Source organism: Streptomyces sp. NPDC059695, from assembly GCF_042733785.1.
In the GTDB taxonomy this organism is placed as follows: domain Bacteria; phylum Actinomycetota; class Actinomycetes; order Streptomycetales; family Streptomycetaceae; genus Streptomyces.
The window spans coordinates 19,105-41,511 of the sequence record NZ_JBHWFF010000048.1; the positions used below are offsets into that span (position 1 = coordinate 19,105).

The following is a 22,407-nucleotide window of genomic DNA, read 5'->3' on the forward strand; positions in this document are numbered from 1 at the left end:
GCTGAGGGCCGGGATCCGATCGGATCCCGGCCCTCAGCCGTTCGCTCCGCCCCTAGAGGCCCCTGCGGGGCCCCGGCGGCAGCGCCGCCTGCGGGTGCGGGTGCTGCTGCGCCGACCACGCCGTCGGATGCGCCGTCGCGGGCCGGTGCCCCTGCCCGTACACGCCTGTGCTCAGGACCGTGCCGAAGGCCCGGAAACCGAGCTCCTCCTCACCGCTGCGGTCGCCCGGCAGCGTACGGAACGACCTGAGGTACTCCGAGTACAGGGCGTCGTAGATCGGCGTGGGCGAGGGCCCCGTCGCGACGTCCCGCGCGGGGCGCATCGACGGGATCTGGCTCGGATACGGCTGGAGGAACGGGTCGTATGGGTGCACACAGGTGCCAACGACACCGACGCCCGTCGGATGCGGGCGGCTCTCCGAAAGGGGAGCGGCCCGGGGACGCGGCACGGTCGGCACGCCCGCCCCCGTCCCGGGCCGCCGCGCCCGCCCTATCCCGGGCCGGCCGTCCTCCATCAGGTGCCGGCCAGCGGCATCGCGGCGGCGACCAGACGGCCGTTCGCCGCGGCCTTCTCCAGGGCGTCGCGGAGCAGGTCCTCGCGCGGCTGCTGGCCGATCGAGCCCACCGGGGCGGCGAAGACCAGGACGGTGTGCGACTTGTTCGCCGCCGCGCGCCAGCCCTCGGTGACCTGGAGCGGCTGGTGCGCCTGCCACCAGGCCGCCTGCCCGGCGCCGCCCGGTCCCGGCTGGAGCACGGAGTGCAGCTGGCCCATGGCGACCAGCACCGACCAGCCCGGCAGCACCGCCGGCCTGGCGCCCAGGTCCATGACGGGCTGGAAGCCCTGCTCGGCCAGGAGCGGCAGGAACTCGTCGGTGAGGCCGTCCGAACCGGGTCGGGCCACCGGCGCGGTCGGCTCGACGACGAGCGCCGGGTGCAGCTCGCCCTCGATCAGGACGAGACCGCTGGTGACCCCGAGCACGGCCTGCTCGGGGTGGGACGCGGAGAGCGCGTCGGCGGCGTCGGAGGCCGTGATGGAGGCCACGGCGCCCTGGAGCTGCTCCTCGGCGACCCGGACGACCTGCGACGGGATGCACGTGGCGTGCGCGAACGCGAGGACCGCGGTCTCGTCGCCGACGAACAGCACCGTGCTCGTGCGCTCCTGGTCGGAGTCCCCCGGAGTGCGGCAGGACGTGCAGTCGTAGCTGCCCGGGGCGTTGTCGCCGGCGAGCAGCCGGTCCGCTTCTTCGTCGCCGATCTCGGCGCGTACGTCCTCGCTGACGTCGAGCATGCGCGGCACGGGGGGCTCCCTGGACTCGGTACGGGGGGACGCCGGGCCGTTCCCGGTCGTCTCATGCCGAGTTCAACGGGTCAGCCTCGGCCGGGGTCACGCGCGGAAGCGAGGCAACTTGCCGGAGGCGTGTGCGGCCGGGGCCGTGCGGGGCCGTCCGCGGGCCGTGACTCCGACCGGGTGGGGTGTGAACACTGTTCCGCGCGGCACGGGCCGGGGGCGCCGGGAGGCTGCCTAGCCTTCCCCGATGTCGAAGATCCGATTTTGGACGGCCGGTTCCCTCGTGGCGGCGTCCGCGGCCGCGCTCCTGAGCATGGCCCCGGCGCCCGCCCACGCCCGGGCCACGCCCCTCGGCGCGCCGGCCTCGGCCGAGGCCGTACGGGACGCGCCGGACGGGGTACGGGACGCGCCGGGCGCGGTGCGGGACGCGCAGGACGGGGTGGCGGAGGCCTCGGCCGCGCTCCTCGGCCTGTCGGACGCCCTCCGGGAGGCCGCCTCCCTGCCCCCGTACGCCTGCGCGCGGGACCAGTGGCCGTGGGGCTGCGTCGCCGAGTGCGAGAGCAGCGGGAACTGGAAGACCAACACCGGCAACGGCTTCTACGGCGGGCTCCAGTTCTGGCACCCGACCTGGATCGAGTACGGCGGTCTGAAGTACGCCCGGCGTGCCGACCTGGCGACCCGGCAGCAGCAGATCACCGTCGCCGAGGACGTGCTGCGGGTCAAGGGGTGGGGCGCCTGGCCCGTCTGCTCCAAGCGGTACGGCCTGTCCGGCCGCGTCCACACCGTCCAGCGCGGCGACACGCTCGGCTCCATCGCCCGCCGCTTCGGGATCAAGGGCGGCTGGCAGGCGCTGTACGCGGCGAACCGGAGCGTGATCGGGGCCGATCCGAACCGGATCGTCGTCGGCGCCATGCTGCGGATCGACCCGCTCTGAGCCGTCACCGGTACTCGGCCGGCTCCCCGCTCGACGCCCGGGAGCCGCGCCGCAGCTCGTGCACGACCGAGCCCGGCGGCAGCCCGTCCGGTACGCGCTGCTCGGCCAGGACCACGGCCGCCCCCCGGTCCGCGGCGAGCGCCGCGAGCATCCGGTACGTACGGGCCGCGACCGGCGGGGCCATGCCGAGCGACGGCTCGTCGACCAGCACCACGCGCGCGCGGGGTGCGAGGAACGCGCGGGCCAGCGCCAGCATCCTGCGCTCCCCGCCGGACAGGGTCCCGGCCGTCCGGGCGAGGAGGGGAACCAGTTCCGGGTACGGGGTGCCCGCGTGGGGCGCGCTGTCCCCGGGCGCGGCGAGCGCGAGGTTCTCGGCGACGGTGAGGCCCGGGTACACGGCCCGCAGGTCCGGTACGAAGCACAGTCCGCGGCGCGCCCGCCGGTGTGCCGTCACTCCGGTCACGTCGGCGCCCCGCCACTCCACGCGGCCCGCCGAGAGGGCCACCGTGCCCGCCAGGGCGCGCAGGGCGGTCGTGCGGCCCGAGCCGTTGCGGCCCAGGAGGACGGTCACCGTCCCGGCCGGCACGGGCAGGTCGAGGCCGTGGAGGGCCTCCAGGGGGCCGTAGCGGACCCGGGCGGCGCGCAGGGCCATCTCGACGCTCACGACAGGATCCTGCCCCCGTCCATGGTGTGCACCGTGTGCGCGATCCCGGCGACCAGGTCCGGGTCGTGCTCCACGACGAGGACCGTCAGGCCGTCCGCGGCGAGGGCCGCCAGGATCCGGGCGAGCGCCGCGGTCTCGGCGGCGTCGAGCCCGGCGGCGGGTTCGTCGAGCAGGAGGGTGTGCGGCCGCCCCGCCAGCGCGCGGGCCAGCTCCACCCGGCGCAGGGTCCCGGTCGGCAGGTCCGCCGCCGCCCGGTGCCGTACGGGCCCGTCGAGGCCGAACAGCCGTAGGCTCCGCTCCACGGCGGCCGGGTCGCCGCGTCCGCCCTTCTGCTCCTCGCCGAGCCGGACGTTCTCCTCGACGGTGAGCGAGGGGAAGACGGCGAGCCGCTGGAACGTCCGGGCGATGCCGAGGCGGGTCCGGGCGTGCGCGGACCTGCGGGTGATGTCGGCGCCGTCGAGCGTGACGCGGCCCTGGCCCCGGCGGGGGCGCAGGGTCCCGGCGAGGCAGTCGAAGAGGGTGCTCTTGCCGGCGCCGTTGGGGCCGACGAGAGCGGTGACGCGGGCGGGCGCGAGGTCGAGGCTGACGTGGGAGAGGGCGGTGACCCCGCCGGGGTGGACGAGGGTGAGGTCGTGTGCGCGGAGCCCCGGCCGGGCGGCGGGGCCCTCGGCGGGCGGTGGGCGGCGGGCGGGCGTCCGGCCGCCGGCCGGACCGGTGTCCGGCCCGCCCTCGGGGAGGGGCCGCGGGCGGCGTCGTGGCGTCGGCAGCAGGTTCGCCAGCGGGGGGATCCGGGCGGTCAGGGCCGCCAGGAGGCCGATCAGGGCCGCCGCCGTGCCCGCCTGGGGGCCCGCTTCCAGGGTCGTCAGGAGGGCCGCGGCGGCCAGCGGGGTGAGGAGGCTGTCCGCGCCGAGGACCAGGACCGCGGCGAACCACAGCAGGCCGCGGACCGGGTCGTACTGCTCCGGGTCGAAGGCCCGCAGGCCCACACCGAGCAGGCCGCCGCCCAGGGCCGCCAGGGCCGCGCCCAGGACGAAGGCGAGGAGCTTGAGCCGGGGCACCCGGACGCCCGCCGCCTCGGCGCCCGGCTCGTGGTCCCGCAGGGCGGCGAGCGCCCGGCCCGTGCGCCCCCGGCGGAGCGCCGCCACGAGGGCCAGGCAGCCGGCCAGGACCACCAGCTCCAGGGCGTAGAAGGCGCGGTCGTCGGAGAAGCCCGCCGGGCGGCCCAGCTCCAGGCCCGCCGTGGCGTACGGCTGGGTCAGGACGAAGCGGCTCACCGCCACGCCCACGGCGAGGGTCGCCAGGGCGAGGGCCAGGCCGTGCCGCCGGATCGCCGGCCACCCGGTCAGCAGGCCCGCCACGGCCACCAGGGGCACCGCGAGGACCAGGGCCAGGGCCGTCGGCAGCCCGGCCGTCGCGAGGAGCGCCGTGAAGAGGGCGCCGAGGCCCGCGTACGCCGCCTGGCCCAGTGCGATCTGGCCGCCCCGGCCCGTCACCACGACCAGCGACAGGAGGACCACGGCGAGCGCGGGCACCTGGACCGCCGTGTGGAGGTCGGAGCCCGCGAGGCCCAGGGGGAGCAGGAGCAGGACGCCCACCACGACCCACAGGGCCGTGGGCACCCGGGTGGCGCGGGCCGGCGGCGGCAGCGCGTCCCGGCCCTTGCCGCCGATGCCGGGCAGGACGAGCGCCGCCACCAGGAGCGCCACCACGAACAGGTTCGCCCCGACGGCCCGGAGCAGCGGCCCCGCCCAGCCCTCCGGGTGCAGCCGGGTCAGCTGTGCCTGGGCGACCCCGATCGCGAGCGCGGCCCCGACCGCGACCGGCAGCGACCGCATCCGGGCGATCACCGCGACCGCGATCACCTCGACGACGAGCAGCGGCATCCCGTACGGGTCGAGCCGTACGTACGGGGCGAGCAGCACGCCCGTGAGCCCGGCCGTGAACGAGCCGAACGCCCAGCCCGCCGCCGCCACCCGGTCCGCGTCGATCCCCGCCAGGACGGCGAGCGGGCGGTTGTCCACGACCGCCCGCAGCTCCCGGCCGAACCGCGTCCACCGGGTCACCGCCCCCACCGCGCAGGCCAGCGCCAGCACCGCCGCGAGCTGCGCCCACGGATCGTCGCCGAGCAGCACCGGCGCGTCGTCCCGCGCCCCCGGACCCCACAGCAGCACCGCCCCGCCCACCAGGAGGACGAAGACGCCGATCGTCGCCACCAGCGTCTGCGCCGGGTTCGAGCCGCGCAGCGCCAGAGGACGGAAGACGCCGCGGTCGAGGACGAGGCCGAGGGCGGGGGCCACGACCAGGAGCGTCAGCAGGGCCGCCCACGGCAGGGGCCAGCCCCGGTCGACCACCAGCCCGCGGAGCACGTACGCGCAGACCATGGCGACGGCGCCGTGCGCCAGGTTGAGCACCCCCGTCGCCCGGTAGGTGACGACGAGGCCGATGCCGGTGAGCGCGGCGGCGCTGCCGACCGCGAGGCCGGCCAGCGTCAGCTCGTACGTCAGGGAGGCCACGGCTCACACACCGGGCAGGGGGCGAGCTGCGCGTCCCCCGCCTCCACCGCCTCCTCCTTGCCCGCCACCAGCGGGCAGTCCGGGCGGTGCGCGAGGGTTCCGCCCGGGACCCGCAGGAAGGGACCGTCCGAGGACGGCGGGGGAGTCTCCCGAGGTGCCGGCGGCTCCGGCTCCGGAGGGCGTACGGGAAGCAGCGCGGCCGCTCCGACGAGGACCGCGCCCGCCACGAGCAGCGCGGCCCCGGGCACCGTGCAGGAGGCCAGATAGGGCAGCTGACGCTCCGCGAAGCGCTCGCCGGAGATCCCGTACCAGCCGAGGGCGCAGAGCACCGCGCCGCCGGCGGCCGCCGCGAGGCCGCTCCACCACAGGATCCGGGCTGTCGGCACCGGGGCCTCCCTCGTCCCCTCCCCCTGTCTCCTTCCTTGCACTATGCCCTGATCCGTCCCACCCTGGTAACACCAGCACACAGCCACTCAGGACGGACGAGACACCCGGTGGTGAGCCAGATGGCCGTCGATCGACGCGGGGGACGACGCTCCCGCTTCGCGGTCCTCGGGGCCGTCGCCGTCCTCGCGCTGGCTCCCGCCCTCGCGAGCTGCTCGGACGGCGGGGGCACGAACGGCGGAGGCACGTCCTCGTCCGCCCCGCCGACCGCGGCCGCGGCACCGGCCGACCCGGTCGCCGCCAAGGCCGAGATCACGAGGAACTGGACGGCGTTCTTCGATCCGAGGACGCCCGTCGCCGAGAAGGTGAGGCTCCTGGAGAACGGGGAGCGGCTGAAGCCGGTGCTCGGCGCTTTCGCCTCCGACAAGAACGCCGCCATGACCTCGGCGAAGGTCACCGGCATCGAGTTCACCTCGGCCACCGGCGCCGACGTCACCTACGACCTGCTGGTCGGCGGGACCCCGGCCCTGACCGGCTCCCGGGGCACCTCCATCCTCCAGAACGACACCTGGAAGGTCTCCGTGAAGACCCTGTGCGGCCTGGTCGAGCTGAGCGGTGTCACCGTTCCGGGCTGCTGAGGCGGTCACGGCGCTGCTCCTCGCCGTGCTGCTCGCCCTCCTCGCGGGATGCGGCAGCCGGCTCCCGGAGCGCGCCTTCGAGACGCGGCCCACCGCCACCCCCTCCGGCGGTGAGCCGCTCCGCGTGGGGATCATCACCAGCACCACGAGCCCGGTCGGCGGGCAGACCTTCACCGGCCCGCGCGACGGAGCCGTCGCCTGGTTCGACGCCCTCAACGCGCGCGGCGGCCTCGACGGCCGCCGCGTCCAGGTGGAGACCTGCGACGACGGCGGCAGCGGCGTCGGCAACAACGCGTGCGTGCACCGGCTGATCGACGAGCGCGGCGTCTTCGCCCTCGTCGCCACCACCGCCCTGAACTACGCGGGCGCCCCCCTCGTGGCCCGCGCGGGAGCCCCCGACATCGGCGGACAGCCCCTCACCCCCGCCTACGACACCTATCCGCACCTCTACGGCATCTACGGGAGCTCGGCCCCGCGCACCGGCCGCGCACCCGGCTGGAACGGCACGCTCTACGGCGGGACCGAGGTCTACCGCTGGTTCCGGAAGGAACTCGGCGCGCGGACCGCCGCCGTCGTCTCCTACAACCAGTCCGCCTCCGCCGCCTACGCCCGGCTGGTCTCCCGGGGGCTGCGCGCCGAGGGCTACCGCGTCGTCGAGGAACAGGTCGACTTCGCCCTCCCCGACTTCCGCGCGGTCGCCGCCGATCTGCGTGCCGAGCACGCCGACGTCGTCTTCGACGCGATGGACACCCACGGCAACGTGCGCCTGTGCGAGGCGATGCAGTCGCTCGGCGTCCGGGTCGCCGCCAAGGTGACCAACGTGCAGAACTGGTCCTCGGCCGTCTCCCGCGACTACGCCAGGGCGCCCGGCTGCCGGGCCTCGCTGTGGGTGACCGGCGCCAGCCGGAACTACGAGGACACCGGACACCCGGCCGTCCGCGCGTTCCGGACGGCGATGGGCGACCGGCCGCTGTCCCAATGGCAGTTGGAGGGCTGGGCGGCGGCGATGTGGTTCACCGACGCGGCCCGCTCCTGCCTCGCCCGGGGTCCGCTCACCCGGGCGTGCGTCGAGGAGTTCATGAACCGTCCCGAGCCGTACACCGCGGACGGACTGCTGCTGCCCGTGCGGTTCGAGCACCTGGCCCGGCCGCCCGCGACCCGGAACACCTGCCTGTCCGTGGCCCGCTGGCAGGACGGCCGCGGCTGGGTGAGCCAGGGCGACATGACGGAGAACTGCGCGACCGTCCCGCAGCTCGGCTACCGCCCGTGAAGGCCGTCACGCACCGGCAGTACAGTCGGGCACCGACCACATGATGACTGACCGGGGGGAACCGGCAGCGCGATGCGTATCTCTTTTCTGCTCCACAACGGCTACCACTACGGCGGGACGATCCGGACCACGTTCACCCTCGCCGAGGAACTGGCGCAACGCCACGAGGTGGAGATCGTCTCGGTGTTCCGCCACCGCGACCGTCCACGCCTCGACCTGCCGGCGGGGGTGACCCTGCGTCACCTCGTCGACCTGCGCCACGACAGCCCGGGATACGACGGCGACCACCCCGACCACCACCGCCCCGCCCGGGTCTTCCCGCGCGGCGACGGCCGCTGGAAGCAGTACAGCGCGCTCACCGACGCCCGGATCGGGGAGTACCTGCGCGGAGTGGAGGCCGACGTCCTCGTCGCCACCCGCCCCGGCCTCAACGTGCAGCTCGTCCGGCAGGCCCGGCGGGGTCCGGTCCTCATCGGGCAGGAGCACCTGATCCTGGACGGCCACAGCTACCGGCTGCGCCGGGACATAGCCCACGAGTACGCCCTCCTCGACGCCGTCACCACCGTCACCGAGGCCGACGCCCGCGCCTACCGGAGGCTCCGCCTGCCCGGCGTACGGATCGAGGCCGTCCCCAACAGCGTGCCCGCGCCCTCCGCGCGGCCCGCCGACCCCGCGGCGCGGACCGTCGTCGCGGCGGGCCGGCTGACCGGCGTCAAGCGGTACGACGTGCTGATCGACGCCTTCGCGTCCGTGGCCGCCGACCATCCCGACTGGAAGCTGCGGATCTACGGCTCCGGCGACGCGGTCCAGGACCTCAGGGGCCCGCTGGCCCGGCAGATCCAGGACCGGGGGCTCACCGGCCAGGCGTTCCTCATGGGGACCGTCACGCCCATGGAACCGGAGTGGGCCAAGGGCTCGATCGCCGCGGTGACCTCGCAGCGGGAGTCCTTCGGCATGACGATCGTCGAGGCGATGCGGTGCGGACTGCCGGTGGTCTCCACCGACTGCCCCCACGGGCCGGGCGAGATCATCGAGGACGGGGTCGACGGGCGGCTCGTGCCGGTCGACGACGTCGCCGCCTTCGCGGGCGCGCTGCGGGAGCTCGTCGAGGACGAGGAGCTGCGGGCCGGGGCGGGGCGGGCGGCGCTCGCCGCGTCCGAGCGCTTCGACCCGGTGCGGATCGCCGCGCGGCACGAGGCGCTGTGGGGGGAGCTGGTGGCCCGCGGGGCGGGCCGCCGTACGCACGCGCCGGCGCGGGTGCGGGTGCATCGGGGGGTGGGGTGGGTGATCGACGCTGTCTACGCCCAGAAGGCGAGGGCGGGGCGCCTGGTCCGCCGCCTCCGCTGACCCCCGCCTCGCCGCCGCCCGCACCCGACGGGGCGGTGCCCCGCGCCGCTGCCCGTGTGGGCAATCGTCCCGCTGGGCGGGACGGGTGGGCACACGGGACGGCGCGCTTAGCGGCGCCTCCGCGTTCCGCGCCCTGGCCCGCACCACTAGGTGCCGTCACCGGCGGTGCGGGTTCAGGCGCCAGAGCCTCCCGCGCCGGCAAGGGCGCCGTTCCGTTGTGCCCACCCGTTCCGCCCCGGCGGAACGCATGCCCACAACGGGGGTGGCATTGCGGACCGACGTTGTCCGCGAGGGTTGGGAGACTTGGGGGATGTTGGAGACCTCCGCGCGGCTCTTGCGGCTGCTGTCCCTGCTTCAGGCCCACCGAGAGTGGTCCGGCCCCGATCTCGCCGAGCGGCTCGGCGTGACGCCGCGCACCGTGCGGCGGGACGTCGACCGGCTCCGGGAGCTCGGCTATCCCGTGCACGCCAGCCCCGGGACGGGCGGTGGGTATCAGCTGGGGGCCGGCGCCGAGCTGCCGCCGCTGCTCCTCGACGACGACGAGGCCGTCGCGGTCGCGGTCGGGCTGCGTTCCGCCGCCGGGCAGGGCGTCGAGGGCATCGGTGAGAGCTCCGTACGCGCCCTGGCGAAGCTGGAGCAGGTCCTGCCGTCCCGGCTCCGGCGCCGGATCGGGGCGCTCAACGCGTTCACGGTGCCCCTCCTGCGTACCCCGAGGGAACGGGTCGACCCCGCCGTCCTCACCGAGCTGGCCCACGCCTGCCGGGACGCCGAGCGGCTCCGTTTCGCGTACCGGGACCACGGTGGCACGGCGACCCGCCGGATCGTCGAACCGCACCGTCTGGTCTGCACCGAGCGCCGCTGGTACCTGGTCGCCTGGGACCTGGACCGGGGCGACTGGCGTACCTTCCGGGCGGACCGGATCGAGCCGACCCCGCCCCACGGCCCGCGCTTCCCGCCCCGCGAGCCGCCCGCCGAGGACCTGGCGGCGTACGTGCAGAAGGGCGTGTCCGGCGCCGCCTACGCGCAGGAGGCGACGGTCCGGCTGTTCGTCCCGCTCGCCGAGGCGGCGGCCGTCGTCGGCCCGCTGGACGGGGTGCTCACGGCGGACGGCGAGGAGGCCTGTCTGCTGCGGACCGGGGCGCGCAGTCTGGACTTCATGGTGTTCCACGTGATGTTCATGGGTTTCGACTTCGAGGTGGTCGACCCGCCGGAGCTCGTGGAGGCGGTGCGGGCGCTCAGGGACCGTCTGTCCCGTGCCCTCGACCGGCCGGGGAGCTGATCCGCATCCGTTCGTACGCGGCGAACTCCGGGTGGTGGAGGTCGAAGGCGGGCGCCTCGGAGCGGATCCGGGGCACGGCCTCGAAGTTGTGCCGGGGCGGCGGGCACGACGTCGCCCATTCCAGGGAGCGCCCGTAGCCCCAGGGGTCGTCGGTCCCGACCTTCTCGCCGTACCGCCAGGTCCGCCAGACGTTGTAGAGGAACGGCAGGGTGGACAGGCCGAGCAGGAAGGCGCCGATGGTGGACACCGTGTTGAGCGCGGTGAAGCCGTCGGCGGCCAGGTAGTCGGCGTACCGCCGGGGCATGCCCTCCGCGCCGAGCCAGTGCTGCACCAGGAAGGTGAGGTGGAAGCCGGTGAAGAGGGTCCAGAAGTGGATCTTCCCGAGCCGCTCGTCGAGCATCCGGCCGGTGAACTTGGGCCACCAGAAGGAGAACCCGGCGAAGGTCGAGAAGACGACGGTGCCGAAGACCGTGTAGTGGAAGTGGGCGACGACGAAGTACGAGTCGGTGACCTGGAAGTCCATCGGCGGCGAGGCGAGGATGACGCCGGTGAGCCCGCCGAAGAGGAAGGACACGAGGAAGCCGACGCACCAGAGCATCGGGGTCTCGAAGGAGAGCGAGCCGCGCAGCATCGTCCCGGTCCAGTTGAAGAACTTCACCCCGGTGGGCACGGCGATGAGGAACGACAGCATCGAGAAGAACGGCAGCAGCACCGCGCCCGTCACGAACATGTGGTGGGCCCAGACGACCAGCGAGAGGCCGGTGATCGCCATGGTGGCGCCGACCAGCGTCGCGTAGCCGAAGATCGGCTTGCGGGCGAAGACCGGGATGATCTCGCTGACGATCCCGAAGAACGGCAGCGCGATGATGTAGACCTCGGGGTGGCCGAAGAACCAGAAGAGGTGCTGCCAGAGCAGGGCTCCTCCGTTCTCGGGCTGGAAGACCACGGAGCCGAGGCGCCGGTCGGCCTCCAGGACGAGCAGCGCCGCGGCGAGGACGGGGAAGGCGGCGAGCACCAGGACCGCGGTGAAGAGCACGTTCCAGGTGAAGATCGGCATCCGGAACATGGTCATGCCGGGCGCCCGCATGCCGATGATCGTGGCGAGGAAGTTCACCGAGGTGAGGATCGTGCCGAAGCCGGAGAGCGCGAGCCCCATGATCCACAGGTCGACGCCGACGCCCGGTGACCGCTCCAGGCTGTTGAGCGGGGCGTAGGCGGTCCAGCCGAAGGCGGCGGGGCCGGTCGGCGTGAAGAGGGACCCGAGCACCATCAGGGCGCCGAAGAGGAACAGCCAGTACGAGAACATGTTGAGCCGCGGGAAGGCGACGTCGGGCGAGCCGATCTGCAGCGGCACCAGTTCGTTGGCGAAGCCGGCGAAGGTGGGTGTGGCGAAGAGCAGCAGCATGATCGTGCCGTGCAGGGTGAAGGCCTGGTTGAACTCCTGGTTCGTGACGATCTGGAGTCCCGGGCGGGCCAGCTCGGCCCGCATCACCATCGCCAGGAGTCCGGCGAACAGGAAGAACACGAACGAGGTGGCCAGATACAGGTGGCCGATCTTCTTGTGGTCGGTCGTGGTGAGCCAGTCGACGAGGACGCGGCCGTGCCGCTCGCGGGGCGATTCGGTGGTCGCGGTCGCTGTCCCGTTGCCCATCGCTGCCTCCGCCTCGCCGACCTCCCGGCTCCGCGTCTCCGGGCGTTCGGACAGCGTAAGCATTGTGTAAGGGAAGAGTGTGCGCCCCGGGCGCGCGTCGCCGTCGCAATTCGGGACGGGGCCGGGGAAGCGGGGAATTGAGTGTGTGTTACCGACGCTTGTGCGCGCTTCGTGCGAACTGCTGGGTGCTGTTCGGAATTACTGGAGAAACGGCCGGAAACCCTCCTCTCGGACCCCGGTGAGCAGGGCAAACATATGTCGAGAACTTGTGACACAAGCGTGACCGCCAAGGGACTAACGTGAGGTTCATGTCACCCACTTCGCGCACTCCCGAACCGCCCCGCGACGCTCCCGAGTCCTATGTGGGGCTCGACGCCGAGGGGGCCGAGCGGCTCGCCAGGACCCGCGGCTGGAGCGTCGTCCGGTCCCTGCCGCCCGGCTCGATCATCACCATGGAGTACCTGTCCGGGCGCATCAACTTCGAGGTCGAGCACGGCTCCGTCACCCGCTGCTGGCTCGGCTGAGGGGCAGGCGGCACCGCATGCGGAAGGGCCCCGGCCGAGATGGCCGGGGCCCTTCCGTCGTGCGTGTCAGCCGCGGGCCGCCGGGGCGCGCCGGCCGCCGGCCACTCCCACGGGTTCCCGGGCGGGCTCCCGGACCGGTTCGCGCACCGGGCGCGGTCCTCCGGAGGCCACGGGCAGCGAGGGCACGAGCCGGCGGCGGTCCCGCAGCCGCTCCCGCACCCGGTCGCGCGCGGCGAGGATCCAGGACTCCGCCACGGCCAGGACGGGCTCGCACCAGGGCAGCGCGAGCAGCACGAGGAGCCCGGCGGCCCAGCCGAGCAGCACGTCGCTCAGCCAGTGCGTGCCGAGGTAGACGGTGGTGAGGCCCACGCCGAGGGCGACCACGGCCGAGAGCGCCGACAGATAGCGCCGGGCCCTCGGGGTGGTCGCGAGGTAGGCGAGGATGCCCCAGGTCACGACCGCGTTGGCGGTGTGCCCCGAGGGGAATATGTCACCGCCCGCGAAGAGCTCCGCGGAGCCGACCTGGGTCGCGTAGTGGGGTCCGAGGCGGCCGAGGCCGAGCTTGACCGCGCCCACCGAGACGTTGAGCAGGAGGAGGGCGGCGCCGAGGCACAGCAGGGGCCGCAGGGTGTGCTGGCGCCAGGAGCGCCAGCCCAGCCAGGCGGCCACCATGACGGCCGTGGGGCCGCGCTGGCCGAGGACGACGTAGTAGTCGAGGAAACCGTGGATCTCGGGCCACTGCTGGTACGGCCGGAAGAGCATGATCTTCCAGTCGAGGGTCACCAGCCATGTCGACAGCAGGACGGCCACGACGATGGCGAGATAGAACGCCGACGTCCCGCCGAAGAGGGCGAGACGCGTGCGGGTCATCCGCGGGACCTCTATCTTCGGCGGTTCCGGCTCCCGGTCCAGCCGGGCAAAGATGTCGGTACGCACCCAATCGACGTTACAGGGAGTGAGAAGCAGACCCGGTCGTTCCGCTCCCTTCGTGATGACCATGTGATGTGGAGTGGGTCTCACCGGGTGGTCTATTCCAGGCATCCGTCGGGAAATCCGATGACCTTCAGCCCTATTGCCGGGAGGCCCGTTTCCGTAAGGGTGTTTGAACGCACGGGAATTTCCTCAAACAGGTGTCCGTGCGGAATTCCATGCGACGCGCGACCCCCGCCGAGTGGCGTACGCCACACCAGGAGGCCCGCCGGGGTGAGAGCTGCACCACGCGCTCGGGGCTTGAACTCGCGTACGCTGACGGCTCACTCGCCCGTCGATGCCGGGCCGCCCCAGGGGCATACGCCCTGGTCGGGGCCCGCCGAGCGCGAGAGCTTCACTGGGAGGTACGTAGATGCAGCGGACGAACACGGCCCAAGGGCGACCGCGTGCCACCGTCGGCGCCGGCGCCAACCGCTGGGTCGTCCTCGTCGTCCTCTGCGTCAGTCTCCTCCTGGTCGCCCTCGACGCGACCATCCTCCACGTCGCCGTCCCCTCCCTCACCGAGGACCTGCGCCCCAGCTCCACCGCGCTGCTCTGGATCGTCGACGCCTACCCCCTGGTCTGCGCCTCGCTGCTGATCCTCTTCGGCACTCTCGGCGACCGGGTGGGCAGACGGCGGGTCCTCCTCCTCGGCTACGCGCTCTTCGGCATCGCCTCGGCGGTCGCCGCGCTCGCCACCGAGCCCTCGGTCCTCATCGGGGCCCGCGCGCTGCTCGGCGTCGGCGGCGCCATGATCATGCCCGCCACCCTCTCCATCCTCCGGACGGTCTTCCCCGACCGGCGGGAGCGGGCCACCGCGATCGGCGTCTGGACCGCCACGGCCGCGATCGGGGCCGCCACCGGGCCGGTGCTCGGCGGCTTCCTCGTCGAGAACTACTGGTGGGGCTCCGTCTTCCTCATCAACATCCCGCTGATGGCCCTGATCCTGCCCCTCGGCCGCCGTCTGCTCCCCGAGTCCCGGGGCGCCGCCGACGGCCCCTGGGACGTGCTCGGCGCGCTCATGGCCGCGGGCGGTGTGCTCGGCTGCGTCCTCGGCGTGAAGCGCGCCGGGGCCGGCGACCCGCTGCTCGCCCTGCCGACCGCCGGGCCGCTGCTGCTCGGCGCCGCGCTGCTCGTCCTCTTCGTCCGGCGGCAGAAGCGGCGCGCGCACCCGCTGATCGACATGCGGCTCTTCTCCCGGGCCGCCTTCACCACCTCCGTCGGCTGCATCGTCATCGGCATGCTGGCCCTGGTCGGCCTGGAGCTCATCGCCGTCCAGTACCTCCAGCTGGTCCTCGGCCTCAGCCCCCTGGAGACCGGGCTCCGGCTCCTCCCGCTGACCTTCGCCGCCATGGCCGCCGGTGCCACCGGCTCGTACACCCTGCGCAGGATCGGGCCGCGCCGGATGGTCGGCTGGGGCTTCCTCCTCACCGCCGGCGCGGTGCTGCTGCTGACCCTCATGGGGCAGCACGACCGGCCGCTGCTGCTCACGGTGGGCTTCGTGCTGCTCGGCTTCGGCCTGCAGACCACGCTCTTCTCGGCGTACGAGTCGATGCTCAGCGAGGCGCCGCAGCGGAGCGCGGGAGGGGCGGCCGCGATCGGCGAGACCTCGTACCAGCTCGGCGCGGGCATGGGCATCGCGCTGCTCGGCAGCGTGATGAACGCGGCGTACGCCCCCGGGCTCGCCTCGGTCCCCGGGGTGCCCGCGGAGGCGAGCCGGGCCGCGGCGAACTCGCTCGGCGAGGCGTACGAGGTGGCCGGTCAGCTCGGCGGCGCGGCCGGTGACGCCCTGCACCAGGCCGCCCGGCACTCCTTCGTGACCGGTCTGCACGTCACGCTCTGTGTGAGCGCCGGACTGCTGCTCGTGGGCGCGCTGATGGCGCGGCGGCTGCCGAAGGTCATGGAGTGCCCGGTGGATCAGGAAGAGGCCTTCGACGAGGCTCAGGGGGAACGCGTGGCCACGGAGGGCCCGGAGTCCCCGGACAGGGACGCGGAGCTCCGTGACGCGGCGCGGCCGGGCGGGTCCGCCCGGGCGCCGGAGGCGGCGCCCACCGGTTCCGCGGAGCGGCCGGGGCTCGCGCAGCCGCGCGGTTCCTCGGATGCGGCCGGCCTCGCGGAGCCTCCCGTCTCCTCCCAGGGGGCGGCGGCGCCGCGCGTGCCCGCGACGCGGGAAGCGATCGAGCCCGCCGGCTCGGGACGCCCGGTGCACTGACCCGACCCCGTCGGGAGGTGCCGGGCCGGGCCGGCGGACCCGCTCAGCTCTGGTTGAAGAAGCCGTCCTGCCGGCGCCGCCCCGTCTCGCCGGTGACGATCTGGGTGTCGGCGGGGGTCAGCAGGAAGACCCGCGTCGCCACGCGCTCGATCGACCCGCGCAGACCGAAGGCGAGACCGGCGGCGAAGTCGACGACGCGCTTGGCGTCGTTCGGCTCCATCGCGGTCAGGTTCACGATCACCGGAACCCCGTCCCGGAAGAGCTCGCCGAGGGCACGGGCGTCCCGGAAGCCGTCCGGGGAGACGGTGGCGATCCGGCGGCCCCGCTCCTCGGCGGTGTCCGTGGCCACCCGGACCCGGGGGTCCGTCACCCAGGCGTCGCCGCCCTCGGTACCGTCGGCGTACTCGTCGTCGTAGTACCGCTCGTCGTTGTCCTCGACGAGTCCCAGCCAGGCACTGGCCTTGCGCACCGATCCCATGGACGCCTCCTTTCAGCGCGGTCACTTGTGGTTCCGCATGTCCCTATCGTCGTCCATGATGCGGATCGCGCGCCAAGTGGATAGTCGGCGCGCAGGAGATTCGTGACGGTACTGGTGCAGAACGTGAGGGCCGCTTCCTGGCGATTCGTCAGAAAACATACGGTATGCGGCGGCTGGAGGAGGGCCATGCAGATGAAAATATGAAAGTCGTGCCACAAGGGTGACGATGGGCGCGTACGGGTGAACGAAGCCGCTCGCTACGATGCCGCGGGGCCGCTCGGCGGACCCTCGCCCGCCACCGCCCACGACTCACGGGGGAGTCCTTGTTCGGAATCGTCAGACCCTGCACCCATCGGCTCACCGAAGGGCTCAGGACCGAGTGGATGGCCCACCTCTGCGGCCTCTGCCTGGCACTCCGCGCCGACCACGGCCAGTTCGCCCGCGTCGTCACCAACTACGACGGACTCATCGTCTCGGTCCTGACGGAGGCTCAGACCGGGGTGACCGAGGCCGGACGGCGCAAGGCCGGGCCCTGCGCGCTGCGCGCCCTGCGCACCGCCCCCGTCGCCCGCGGCGAGGGGGCCAGGCTCGCCGCCGCCGTCTCCCTCGTCCTCGCCTCGGCGAAGGTGCGGGACCACGTCGCCGACCGGGACGGCCTGTTGGCCCGTCGGCCCGTCGCCGCAGCGGCCCGGCGCGTCGCCCGCTCCTGGGACCGGGCCGGCGCCCGTACCGGCCGTGACCTCGGCTTCGACACCGCCGTCCTCGTCGACGCCGTCGACCGCCAGACCGGCATCGAGGCCCTCGCCGGACCCGGCACGCCCCTGCTCACCGTCACCGAGCCGACCGAGACGGCGACCGCCGCGGCCTTCGCCCACACCGCCGTCCTCGCCGGCCGGCCGGGGAACGCGGCGCCGCTCGCCGAGGCGGGCCGTCTCTTCGGCCGCCTCGCCCACCTCCTCGACGCCGTCGAGGACCAGGCGGCCGACGCCGCGACCGGCGCGTGGAACCCGCTCACCGCCACCGGCACCTCCCGCGCGGAGGCCCGCCGGCTCGCCGACGACGCCCTCCACGGCATCCGCCTCGCGCTGAAGGACGCCGAGTTCGCGAACGGCAGGCTCGCCCACGTCCTCCTCGCCCACGAGCTGCGCACCTCGGTCGACCGCGCCTTCGGCACCACCAGCTGCTCGCACGGGGCGGGCCAGGGCGCGCAGGGCGCCCACGGCCCGGTGCCGGGGAACCCGTACGCGACGCCGGGCGGGCCCGTGCCCGGCAATCCGTACGCCCCCGGCGGCCCCGGTGGCCCGGGCGGGCCCTGGGTCCCCGGACCGGGTGGTCCCGGCGGTTCCGGCGGCCCGCTCCCGCCCGAGCCGCCCAACCGGCGCGGCCTGATAGCCGGCTGCGCCCTCTGGATCGGCCTCGCCTGCACCTGCCAGATGTGCTGCGGGACCTTCGAGGACCCCTGGAGCCGACAGCGGCGCGAGGGCCTCTGCCAGCAGTGCGACCCCGGTGACTGCTGCGACTGCTGTGACTGCTGCAGCAACTGCTCCTCCTGCTGCGAGGGGGACTGCTGCTGCGGGGACTGCGACTGCGGCTGCGACTGCTGACGGCCCGTCGGGACCCGGCCGCCTAGACCGGCCGGCGTTCCCGGGACCCGGCCGTCTCGCCGTCGGACGCCCCCGGGACCCGGCCGCCCCGCCGGCCGGAGTCCCCGGGACCCGGCGCCGCTACTTCGTCGGGGCCGGGATCTCCGGCGGGGAGATCTGCGACTTCTCGATGCCCGAGGCCGTCACCCCCCACTTCTTCAGGATCCGGTCGTACGTCCCGTCCGCCTTCAGACCGTTCACCGCCGCCTGGAAGGCCGGCGCCAGCGGAGTGCCCTTCTTGAAGGCGAAGCCGACGTCGAGACGCCGGTACTCGTTGAGGAACTTCAGGTTCTTCTGCTGCGTCACCGCGTACCGCACGCCGTTGATCGTGTTCATCACCACGTCGCTGCGACCCTGCTGGAGCGACATCCAGATCGCCCCGGTCTCGCTGTAGACGTTCACCTCGTACGCCGGCTTCCCGGCCTCCCCGCACCGGCCCTTGTTCTTCTCCAGGGTCCGCTCGAAGGTGGTGCCGGCGTTCACGGCCACCTTCAGACCGCACAGCTGGGTGAGGTCCGTGACCGCCTTCAGGTCGCTGTCGGCGCGCGCGGCGAAGCCCTGCCCGTCGTTGATGTACGTCACGAAGTCGATCGTCTTGCGCCGCTCCTCGGTCACGCCGAAGTTCCCGGTGCCGACGTCGTACTTGCCGCTGCCGAGCGCCGGCAGGATCGCCTCGAAGCCGACCACCTCGCGCTTCAGCTCCAGACCGAGCGCCTTCGTCACGGCGGCCGAGAAGTCGGCGTCCACGCCGACGACGGTCCTGCCGTCGGGCAGGTAGGCGGCGCTGGGCGGATTGCTCACCGAGGCCGCGAACGTCAGACTGCCGCGCTGCCGCACGTCGGCGGGGAGCAGCTTCGCCGCCGCCTCGTTCTTCTTCACCGCCGCCACCACGTCCTCGGTCGGCAGCGCGCCCTTCGCGGCGCCCGGCGCCCCCGAGGCCCCGGCCGGGGCGGTCGCCGGCTCGCCGCCCGAGCAGGCGGTGAGGCCGAGCGCCGCTGCGGTGATCAGGGCGAAGACGAGGGTGGTGCGTGCGGTGCCGGAACTCGTGCGCGTACTCATGGCTTCGGGTTCTCCAGGAATTTCTCGAACGGCAGCGGGCCGATCGACTCGGGATCGGCGGACACGTCGAAGAGCGGGCGGTAGCCGCTCGCCAGGTAGAGGCCCTTGGCCTCCGGCTGGCGCGGCCCCGTCGTCAGGTAGATGCGGGAGTAGCCGCGGGCGGCGGCCTCCCGTTCGAGCACGGTGAGGACACGGCGGGCGAGACCGCGCCTGCGGTGCGCCGAGTGCGTCCAGATCCGCTTCAGCTCGGCGGTGTCCTCGTCGTAGCGGCGGTAGGCGCCGCCCGCCACGGGCCTGCCCTGCTCCATGAGGAGCAGGAAGGCGCCGTGCGGAGGGGCGAACTCCGCCGCCGGGTAGCGGTGCAGATCGTGCGCGGATCCGTACCGGGTCGTGTATTCGTGTGCCAGCTCGTCGAGGAGCGGGCGGGCCAGGGGGTCGGTGGTCGTGGTCCGGTGCACGGACAACGCGAAGGTCATGAAGGTCCTTCAGGGCGAAGGAGGAAAAGGGAGTACGGGAAAGAGCGAGGGGAGGGGAGAGCTCAGGCGCTCACGAGGGGCCCGGGTGTGAAGGCGCCGCGGACAACAGCACGCGGACGGGGTGAAGCGGCGGGTCGGCTCAACAGGAAGAGGACCACACGCGACCGAAGTCGATGTGGGAGCGCGTGACCAGCTGCTGCGGATGCATGGCCCCAGTGGAACAGGCATCCGGGTCCGCGTCAACCAGGATGAGACGTACGGCTCAGAGTGCGGACACCCTTGACAGCGGGGCGTGTTGACCGCATAGCCTCGAAGGGCGGATCGGGCTGAGGGGCCCGGATCCGCGGCTCAGCGCGTGTGAAGGCGCACCCCGTGTTCGATCCGCCCTCTGGCATCCACGGAGCCCTCGCATGTCCGCGACCCTCGTCAAGACACCTTCCACGGCCCCGCCGGCCGAACCTCCTCCACGCATCGTCCCGACCCGCCGCGCCGGCCAGTGGGCCGCCGCCGTCGTCGTCCTGGTCCTGCTCGCGCTCGCCCTCGTCTCGGTCGTCCGCAACAAGGCCTTCCAGTGGGACGTCGTCGCCGAGTACTTCACCTCCGCGTCCGTCCTGCGCGGCCTCGGCCTCACCCTGTGGCTGACCGCCCTCGTGATGGCCCTGGGCTTCGTCCTCGGCACCCTGCTCGCCGTCCTCAGGCTCTCCGCCAACCCCGTTCTGCGTGCGGTGAGTTGGGGATACGTCTGGTTCTTCAGATCCACCCCGATCCTGGTCCAGCTGCTCTTCTGGTTCAACATCGGCGTGCTCTACCCGCAGATCCTCGGCGTGAACACGGTCAACCTCCTCGGCCCCGTCGCCGTCGCCGTCATCGGCCTCACCCTCCACGAGGCCGCCTACGCCGCCGAAGTCGTCCGCGGCGGCATCCTCTCCGTCGACCGGGGCCAGATCGAGGCCGCCGAGTCCCTCGGCCTCGGCCGGTGGCGCCGGCTCACCCGGATCGTGCTGCCGCAGGCCATGCGCGCGATCGTCCCGCCCGCCGGGAACATGCTGATCGGCACCCTCAAGGGCACCTCGATCGTCTCCGTCATCGCCGTGCAGGACCTGCTCTACTCGACCCAGCTCGTCTACCACCGCACGTACGAGGTCATCCCGCTGCTGCTGGTCGCCACGCTCTGGTACGTCGCCGTCACCTCGGTCCTCGGCATCGGCCAGCACTACGTCGAGCGGCACTACGCCCGCGGTACGGCCGGTGCGCGATGAGCCCGCGCCCCTCCCTCGTCATCGTGGGCGCCGGGCCGCGGGGGACCGGCGTCCTCGAACGGCTCGCCGCCAACCTGCCCGAGATGTACGGCGACGCGCCCCTCGACGTCCACCTCGTCGACCCGCACCCGCCCGGCCCCGGCCGGATCTGGCGCACCGCGCAGTCCCCGCTGCTCTGGATGAACTCCCAGGCCGAGGACGTCACGATGTTCACCGACGAGACCGTCGACCTCGAAGGCCCCGTCCTCCCCGGACCCACCCTCGCCGAATGGGCCGGCATCGACGGCCGCACCTTCCCCACCCGCCCCCAGCAGGGCGCCTACCTGCGCTGGGTGTACGAGCGGGCCCGCGCCGCGCTGCCCTCCTCCGTCACCGTCCACGAGCACCGCACCACCGCCCTGCGGGTCAGCGGCCCCCGGGACGGCCGGCAGCGGGTCTGGCTGGAGGGCACCGCCGTCCCGCTCCTCGCCGACCTCGTCGTCCTCACCGTCGGCCACCTCGACGCCGAACCGGACCGGGAGCAGCGGGACCTCGCCGGCTTCGCCGCCCGCCACGGGCTCGTCCACCTCCCGCCCGACTTCACCGCCGACAGCGACCTCGCCGCCCTGCCCGCCGGCGAGCCCGTCCTCGTCCGGGGCTTCGGCCTCGCCTTCGTCGACCTGATGGTGCTGCTCACCGAGGGCCGCGGCGGCCGGTACGAGGGCGAGGGCGACGAGCTCGTCTACGTCCCCTCCGGCAAGGAGCCGGTGCTGCACGTCGGATCGCGCCGGGGCGTCCCGTACCACTCGAAGATCGGCTACGTCCTCGACGGCGAACGCCCCCCGCTGCCCCGCTTCTTCGGCACCGAGCAGACCGACGCCCTGCTCGGGCGCGCCGGGCCGATCGACTTCCGGCGCGACGTGTGGCCGCTCATCGACAAGGAGCTCGGCTGGGCGCACTACCACCGGCTCTTCTCCACGCACCCCGAGCGGACCGCCCTCGCCCGGGACGACTTCGAGCGGGCCTACGCGCAGGCGCCGCCGCGCTCGGCCGAGCTCGCCGCGCTCGTCGCCGCCGCCGTCCCCGACCCCGCCGACCGGCTCGACCTCGACGCCCTCGACCACCCCCTGGACGGCCTCCGCTACGACTCCGCCGAAGCCCTCCAGGAGGGCCTGCGCGCCTACGTCACCGAGGACCTGGTCCGCCGCCACGACCCCGCCCGCAGCCCCGACGCCGCCGTCTTCGCCGGCCTGCTCTCCGTCTACGGCCAGCTCCTGCGGCTCGGCAAGCGGCTGGACCCCGGCGGCTGGTGGCACGGCTTCTTCAGCTACCTCGCCTCCGGCCCGCCCGGCCCCCGGCTGCGGCAGCTCCTCGCCCTCTCCCGGGCCGGCGTCGTCCGCTTCCTCGGCCCGCAGGTCACCGTCGAGACCGACGAGGAGCGCGGCGTCTTCCGTGCCGCGTCCGCCGCCGTGCCGGGGGAGTGGACCGAGGCCCGCGCCCTCGTCGAGGCCCGGATCCCCGACCCCACCCTGGAGCTCAGCGGCAGCCCGCTGCTGCGTGCCCTGTTCGAGGAGGGGACCCGGGCGACCCGCGGCGGCCTGCTCGTCGTGGACCCCGTCGACGGCCGGGTCCTGGAGCACGACGGGCGCCCGCACCCGCGCCGTTTCGCCCTCGGCCCGCACACCACCGCGCGTGCCGGGACCGCCTTCACCCGGCCCCGTACCGGCGGGGTCGCCTTCGGTCAGAACGACGTCGCCGCGCGGGCCGCCCTGGCCTTCCTGCGCGACCGGGAGTGTCGCCTCCCCGCCCCGCTGAGCGCCTGATCCGCGCCCCCTTCTCCG

The 22,407-nt window shown here is 74.0% G+C and carries 20 protein-coding genes; 10 read left to right on the top strand and 10 right to left on the bottom strand.

The window, feature by feature from the left end; translation table 11 throughout:
- Positions 1-52 precede the first annotated feature (52 nt).
- Together ACFV2S_RS34970 and ACFV2S_RS34975 are read right to left on the bottom strand one after the other, a co-directional pair.
- Positions 53-373 (bottom strand): hypothetical protein, encoded by a 321-nt coding sequence (locus ACFV2S_RS34970; protein WP_383798630.1) that lies wholly within the window; start codon positions 371-373, stop codon positions 53-55.
- Between the two features lie 140 nt (positions 374-513).
- Positions 514-1,296: a hypothetical protein gene (locus ACFV2S_RS34975; protein ID WP_383798627.1), complete on the bottom strand. Its 783-nt coding sequence runs from the start codon at positions 1,294-1,296 to the stop codon at positions 514-516.
- A 238-nt stretch (positions 1,297-1,534) separates the two neighbouring features.
- Here ACFV2S_RS34975 and ACFV2S_RS34980 point away from each other — a divergent pair, with 238 nt between their 5' ends.
- Positions 1,535-2,221 (top strand): transglycosylase family protein, encoded by a 687-nt coding sequence (locus tag ACFV2S_RS34980; RefSeq protein WP_385569085.1) that lies wholly within the window; start codon positions 1,535-1,537, stop codon positions 2,219-2,221.
- 4 nt (positions 2,222-2,225) lie between these two features.
- Here the strand turns inward: ACFV2S_RS34980 and ACFV2S_RS34985 are convergent, their stop codons facing one another.
- Genes ACFV2S_RS34985 through ACFV2S_RS34995 form a run of 3 tightly spaced genes read right to left on the bottom strand, consistent with a single transcriptional unit; the run spans position 2,226 to position 5,784 of the window.
- On the bottom strand, positions 2,226-2,885 hold the full coding sequence (locus ACFV2S_RS34985) for an ATP-binding cassette domain-containing protein (protein ID WP_385569088.1): 660 nt from the start codon (positions 2,883-2,885) through the stop codon (positions 2,226-2,228).
- A complete protein-coding gene (locus ACFV2S_RS34990) occupies positions 2,882-5,398 on the bottom strand; it encodes an ATP-binding cassette domain-containing protein (protein ID WP_385569092.1) in 2,517 nt (838 codons plus the stop codon). Before ACFV2S_RS34990 ends, ACFV2S_RS34985 begins: the two co-directional genes overlap by 4 nt.
- Positions 5,386-5,784 carry a hypothetical protein gene (locus ACFV2S_RS34995; protein WP_385569096.1) on the bottom strand — a complete coding sequence of 133 codons (399 nt, stop codon included), beginning with the start codon at positions 5,782-5,784 and terminating at the stop codon, positions 5,386-5,388. The genes ACFV2S_RS34990 and ACFV2S_RS34995 overlap by 13 nt, the downstream gene beginning before the upstream one ends.
- Before the next feature lie 120 nt (positions 5,785-5,904).
- Between ACFV2S_RS34995 and ACFV2S_RS35000 the strand changes: the two genes are divergently transcribed.
- From ACFV2S_RS35000 to ACFV2S_RS35015, 4 genes are all read left to right on the top strand, one after another.
- Complete coding sequence (locus ACFV2S_RS35000; RefSeq protein WP_385569100.1) at positions 5,905-6,420, top strand: hypothetical protein; 516 nt, start codon at positions 5,905-5,907, stop codon at positions 6,418-6,420.
- Positions 6,398-7,690 (top strand): ABC transporter substrate-binding protein, encoded by a 1,293-nt coding sequence (locus tag ACFV2S_RS35005; protein ID WP_385569104.1) that lies wholly within the window; start codon positions 6,398-6,400, stop codon positions 7,688-7,690. The genes ACFV2S_RS35000 and ACFV2S_RS35005 overlap by 23 nt, the downstream gene beginning before the upstream one ends.
- Positions 7,691-7,762: 72 nt before the next feature.
- Positions 7,763-9,037: a glycosyltransferase gene (locus ACFV2S_RS35010; protein WP_385569108.1), complete on the top strand. Its 1,275-nt coding sequence runs from the start codon at positions 7,763-7,765 to the stop codon at positions 9,035-9,037.
- A gap of 310 nt (positions 9,038-9,347) precedes the next feature.
- Positions 9,348-10,316, top strand: coding sequence for a helix-turn-helix transcriptional regulator (locus ACFV2S_RS35015; protein ID WP_385569112.1), 969 nt, complete (start codon positions 9,348-9,350; stop codon positions 10,314-10,316).
- Here the strand turns inward: ACFV2S_RS35015 and ctaD are convergent.
- Entirely contained in the window at positions 10,273-11,967 is a 1,695-nt protein-coding gene (gene ctaD / locus ACFV2S_RS35020) for a cytochrome c oxidase subunit I (protein WP_385569182.1), read from the bottom strand. The genes ACFV2S_RS35015 and ctaD overlap by 44 nt on opposite strands.
- 308 nt (positions 11,968-12,275) lie before the next feature.
- Between ctaD and ACFV2S_RS35025 the strand changes: the two genes are divergently transcribed.
- Entirely contained in the window at positions 12,276-12,491 is a 216-nt protein-coding gene (locus ACFV2S_RS35025) for an I78 family peptidase inhibitor (protein ID WP_329855716.1), read from the top strand.
- A 66-nt stretch (positions 12,492-12,557) separates the two neighbouring features.
- Here ACFV2S_RS35025 and ACFV2S_RS35030 read toward each other — a convergent pair whose 3' ends face one another.
- Entirely contained in the window at positions 12,558-13,427 is an 870-nt protein-coding gene (locus ACFV2S_RS35030) for a phosphatase PAP2 family protein (RefSeq protein WP_385569116.1), read from the bottom strand.
- 406 nt (positions 13,428-13,833) lie between these two features.
- On the opposite strand from ACFV2S_RS35030, the gene ACFV2S_RS35035 reads away from it, so the two are divergent.
- Positions 13,834-15,672: an MFS transporter gene (locus ACFV2S_RS35035; protein ID WP_385569120.1), complete on the top strand. Its 1,839-nt coding sequence runs from the start codon at positions 13,834-13,836 to the stop codon at positions 15,670-15,672.
- 43 nt (positions 15,673-15,715) lie between these two features.
- Here the strand turns inward: ACFV2S_RS35035 and ACFV2S_RS35040 are convergent, their stop codons facing one another.
- The gene (locus ACFV2S_RS35040; RefSeq protein ID WP_383795020.1) at positions 15,716-16,150 is read right to left on the bottom strand and encodes a cell division protein SepF; all 435 of its coding nucleotides are present in this window, start codon (positions 16,148-16,150) and stop codon (positions 15,716-15,718) included.
- Between the two features lie 323 nt (positions 16,151-16,473).
- Here ACFV2S_RS35040 and ACFV2S_RS35045 point away from each other — a divergent pair, with 323 nt between their 5' ends.
- Positions 16,474-17,754 (top strand): DUF5685 family protein, encoded by a 1,281-nt coding sequence (locus ACFV2S_RS35045; RefSeq protein ID WP_385569127.1) that lies wholly within the window; start codon positions 16,474-16,476, stop codon positions 17,752-17,754.
- A gap of 120 nt (positions 17,755-17,874) precedes the next feature.
- Here ACFV2S_RS35045 and ACFV2S_RS35050 read toward each other — a convergent pair whose 3' ends face one another.
- On the bottom strand, positions 17,875-18,852 hold the full coding sequence (locus tag ACFV2S_RS35050) for an ABC transporter substrate-binding protein (RefSeq protein ID WP_385569131.1): 978 nt from the start codon (positions 18,850-18,852) through the stop codon (positions 17,875-17,877).
- Positions 18,849-19,328 (bottom strand): GNAT family N-acetyltransferase, encoded by a 480-nt coding sequence (locus tag ACFV2S_RS35055; protein ID WP_383795011.1) that lies wholly within the window; start codon positions 19,326-19,328, stop codon positions 18,849-18,851. The genes ACFV2S_RS35050 and ACFV2S_RS35055 overlap by 4 nt, the downstream gene beginning before the upstream one ends.
- Before the next feature lie 410 nt (positions 19,329-19,738).
- Here ACFV2S_RS35055 and ACFV2S_RS35060 point away from each other — a divergent pair, with 410 nt between their 5' ends.
- Entirely contained in the window at positions 19,739-20,587 is an 849-nt protein-coding gene (locus ACFV2S_RS35060; protein ID WP_385569137.1) for an amino acid ABC transporter permease, read from the top strand.
- The gene (locus tag ACFV2S_RS35065; protein WP_385569140.1) at positions 20,584-22,389 is read left to right on the top strand and encodes an FAD/NAD(P)-binding protein; all 1,806 of its coding nucleotides are present in this window, start codon (positions 20,584-20,586) and stop codon (positions 22,387-22,389) included. The genes ACFV2S_RS35060 and ACFV2S_RS35065 overlap by 4 nt, the downstream gene beginning before the upstream one ends.
- The last annotated feature ends 18 nt before the right edge of the window (positions 22,390-22,407 follow it).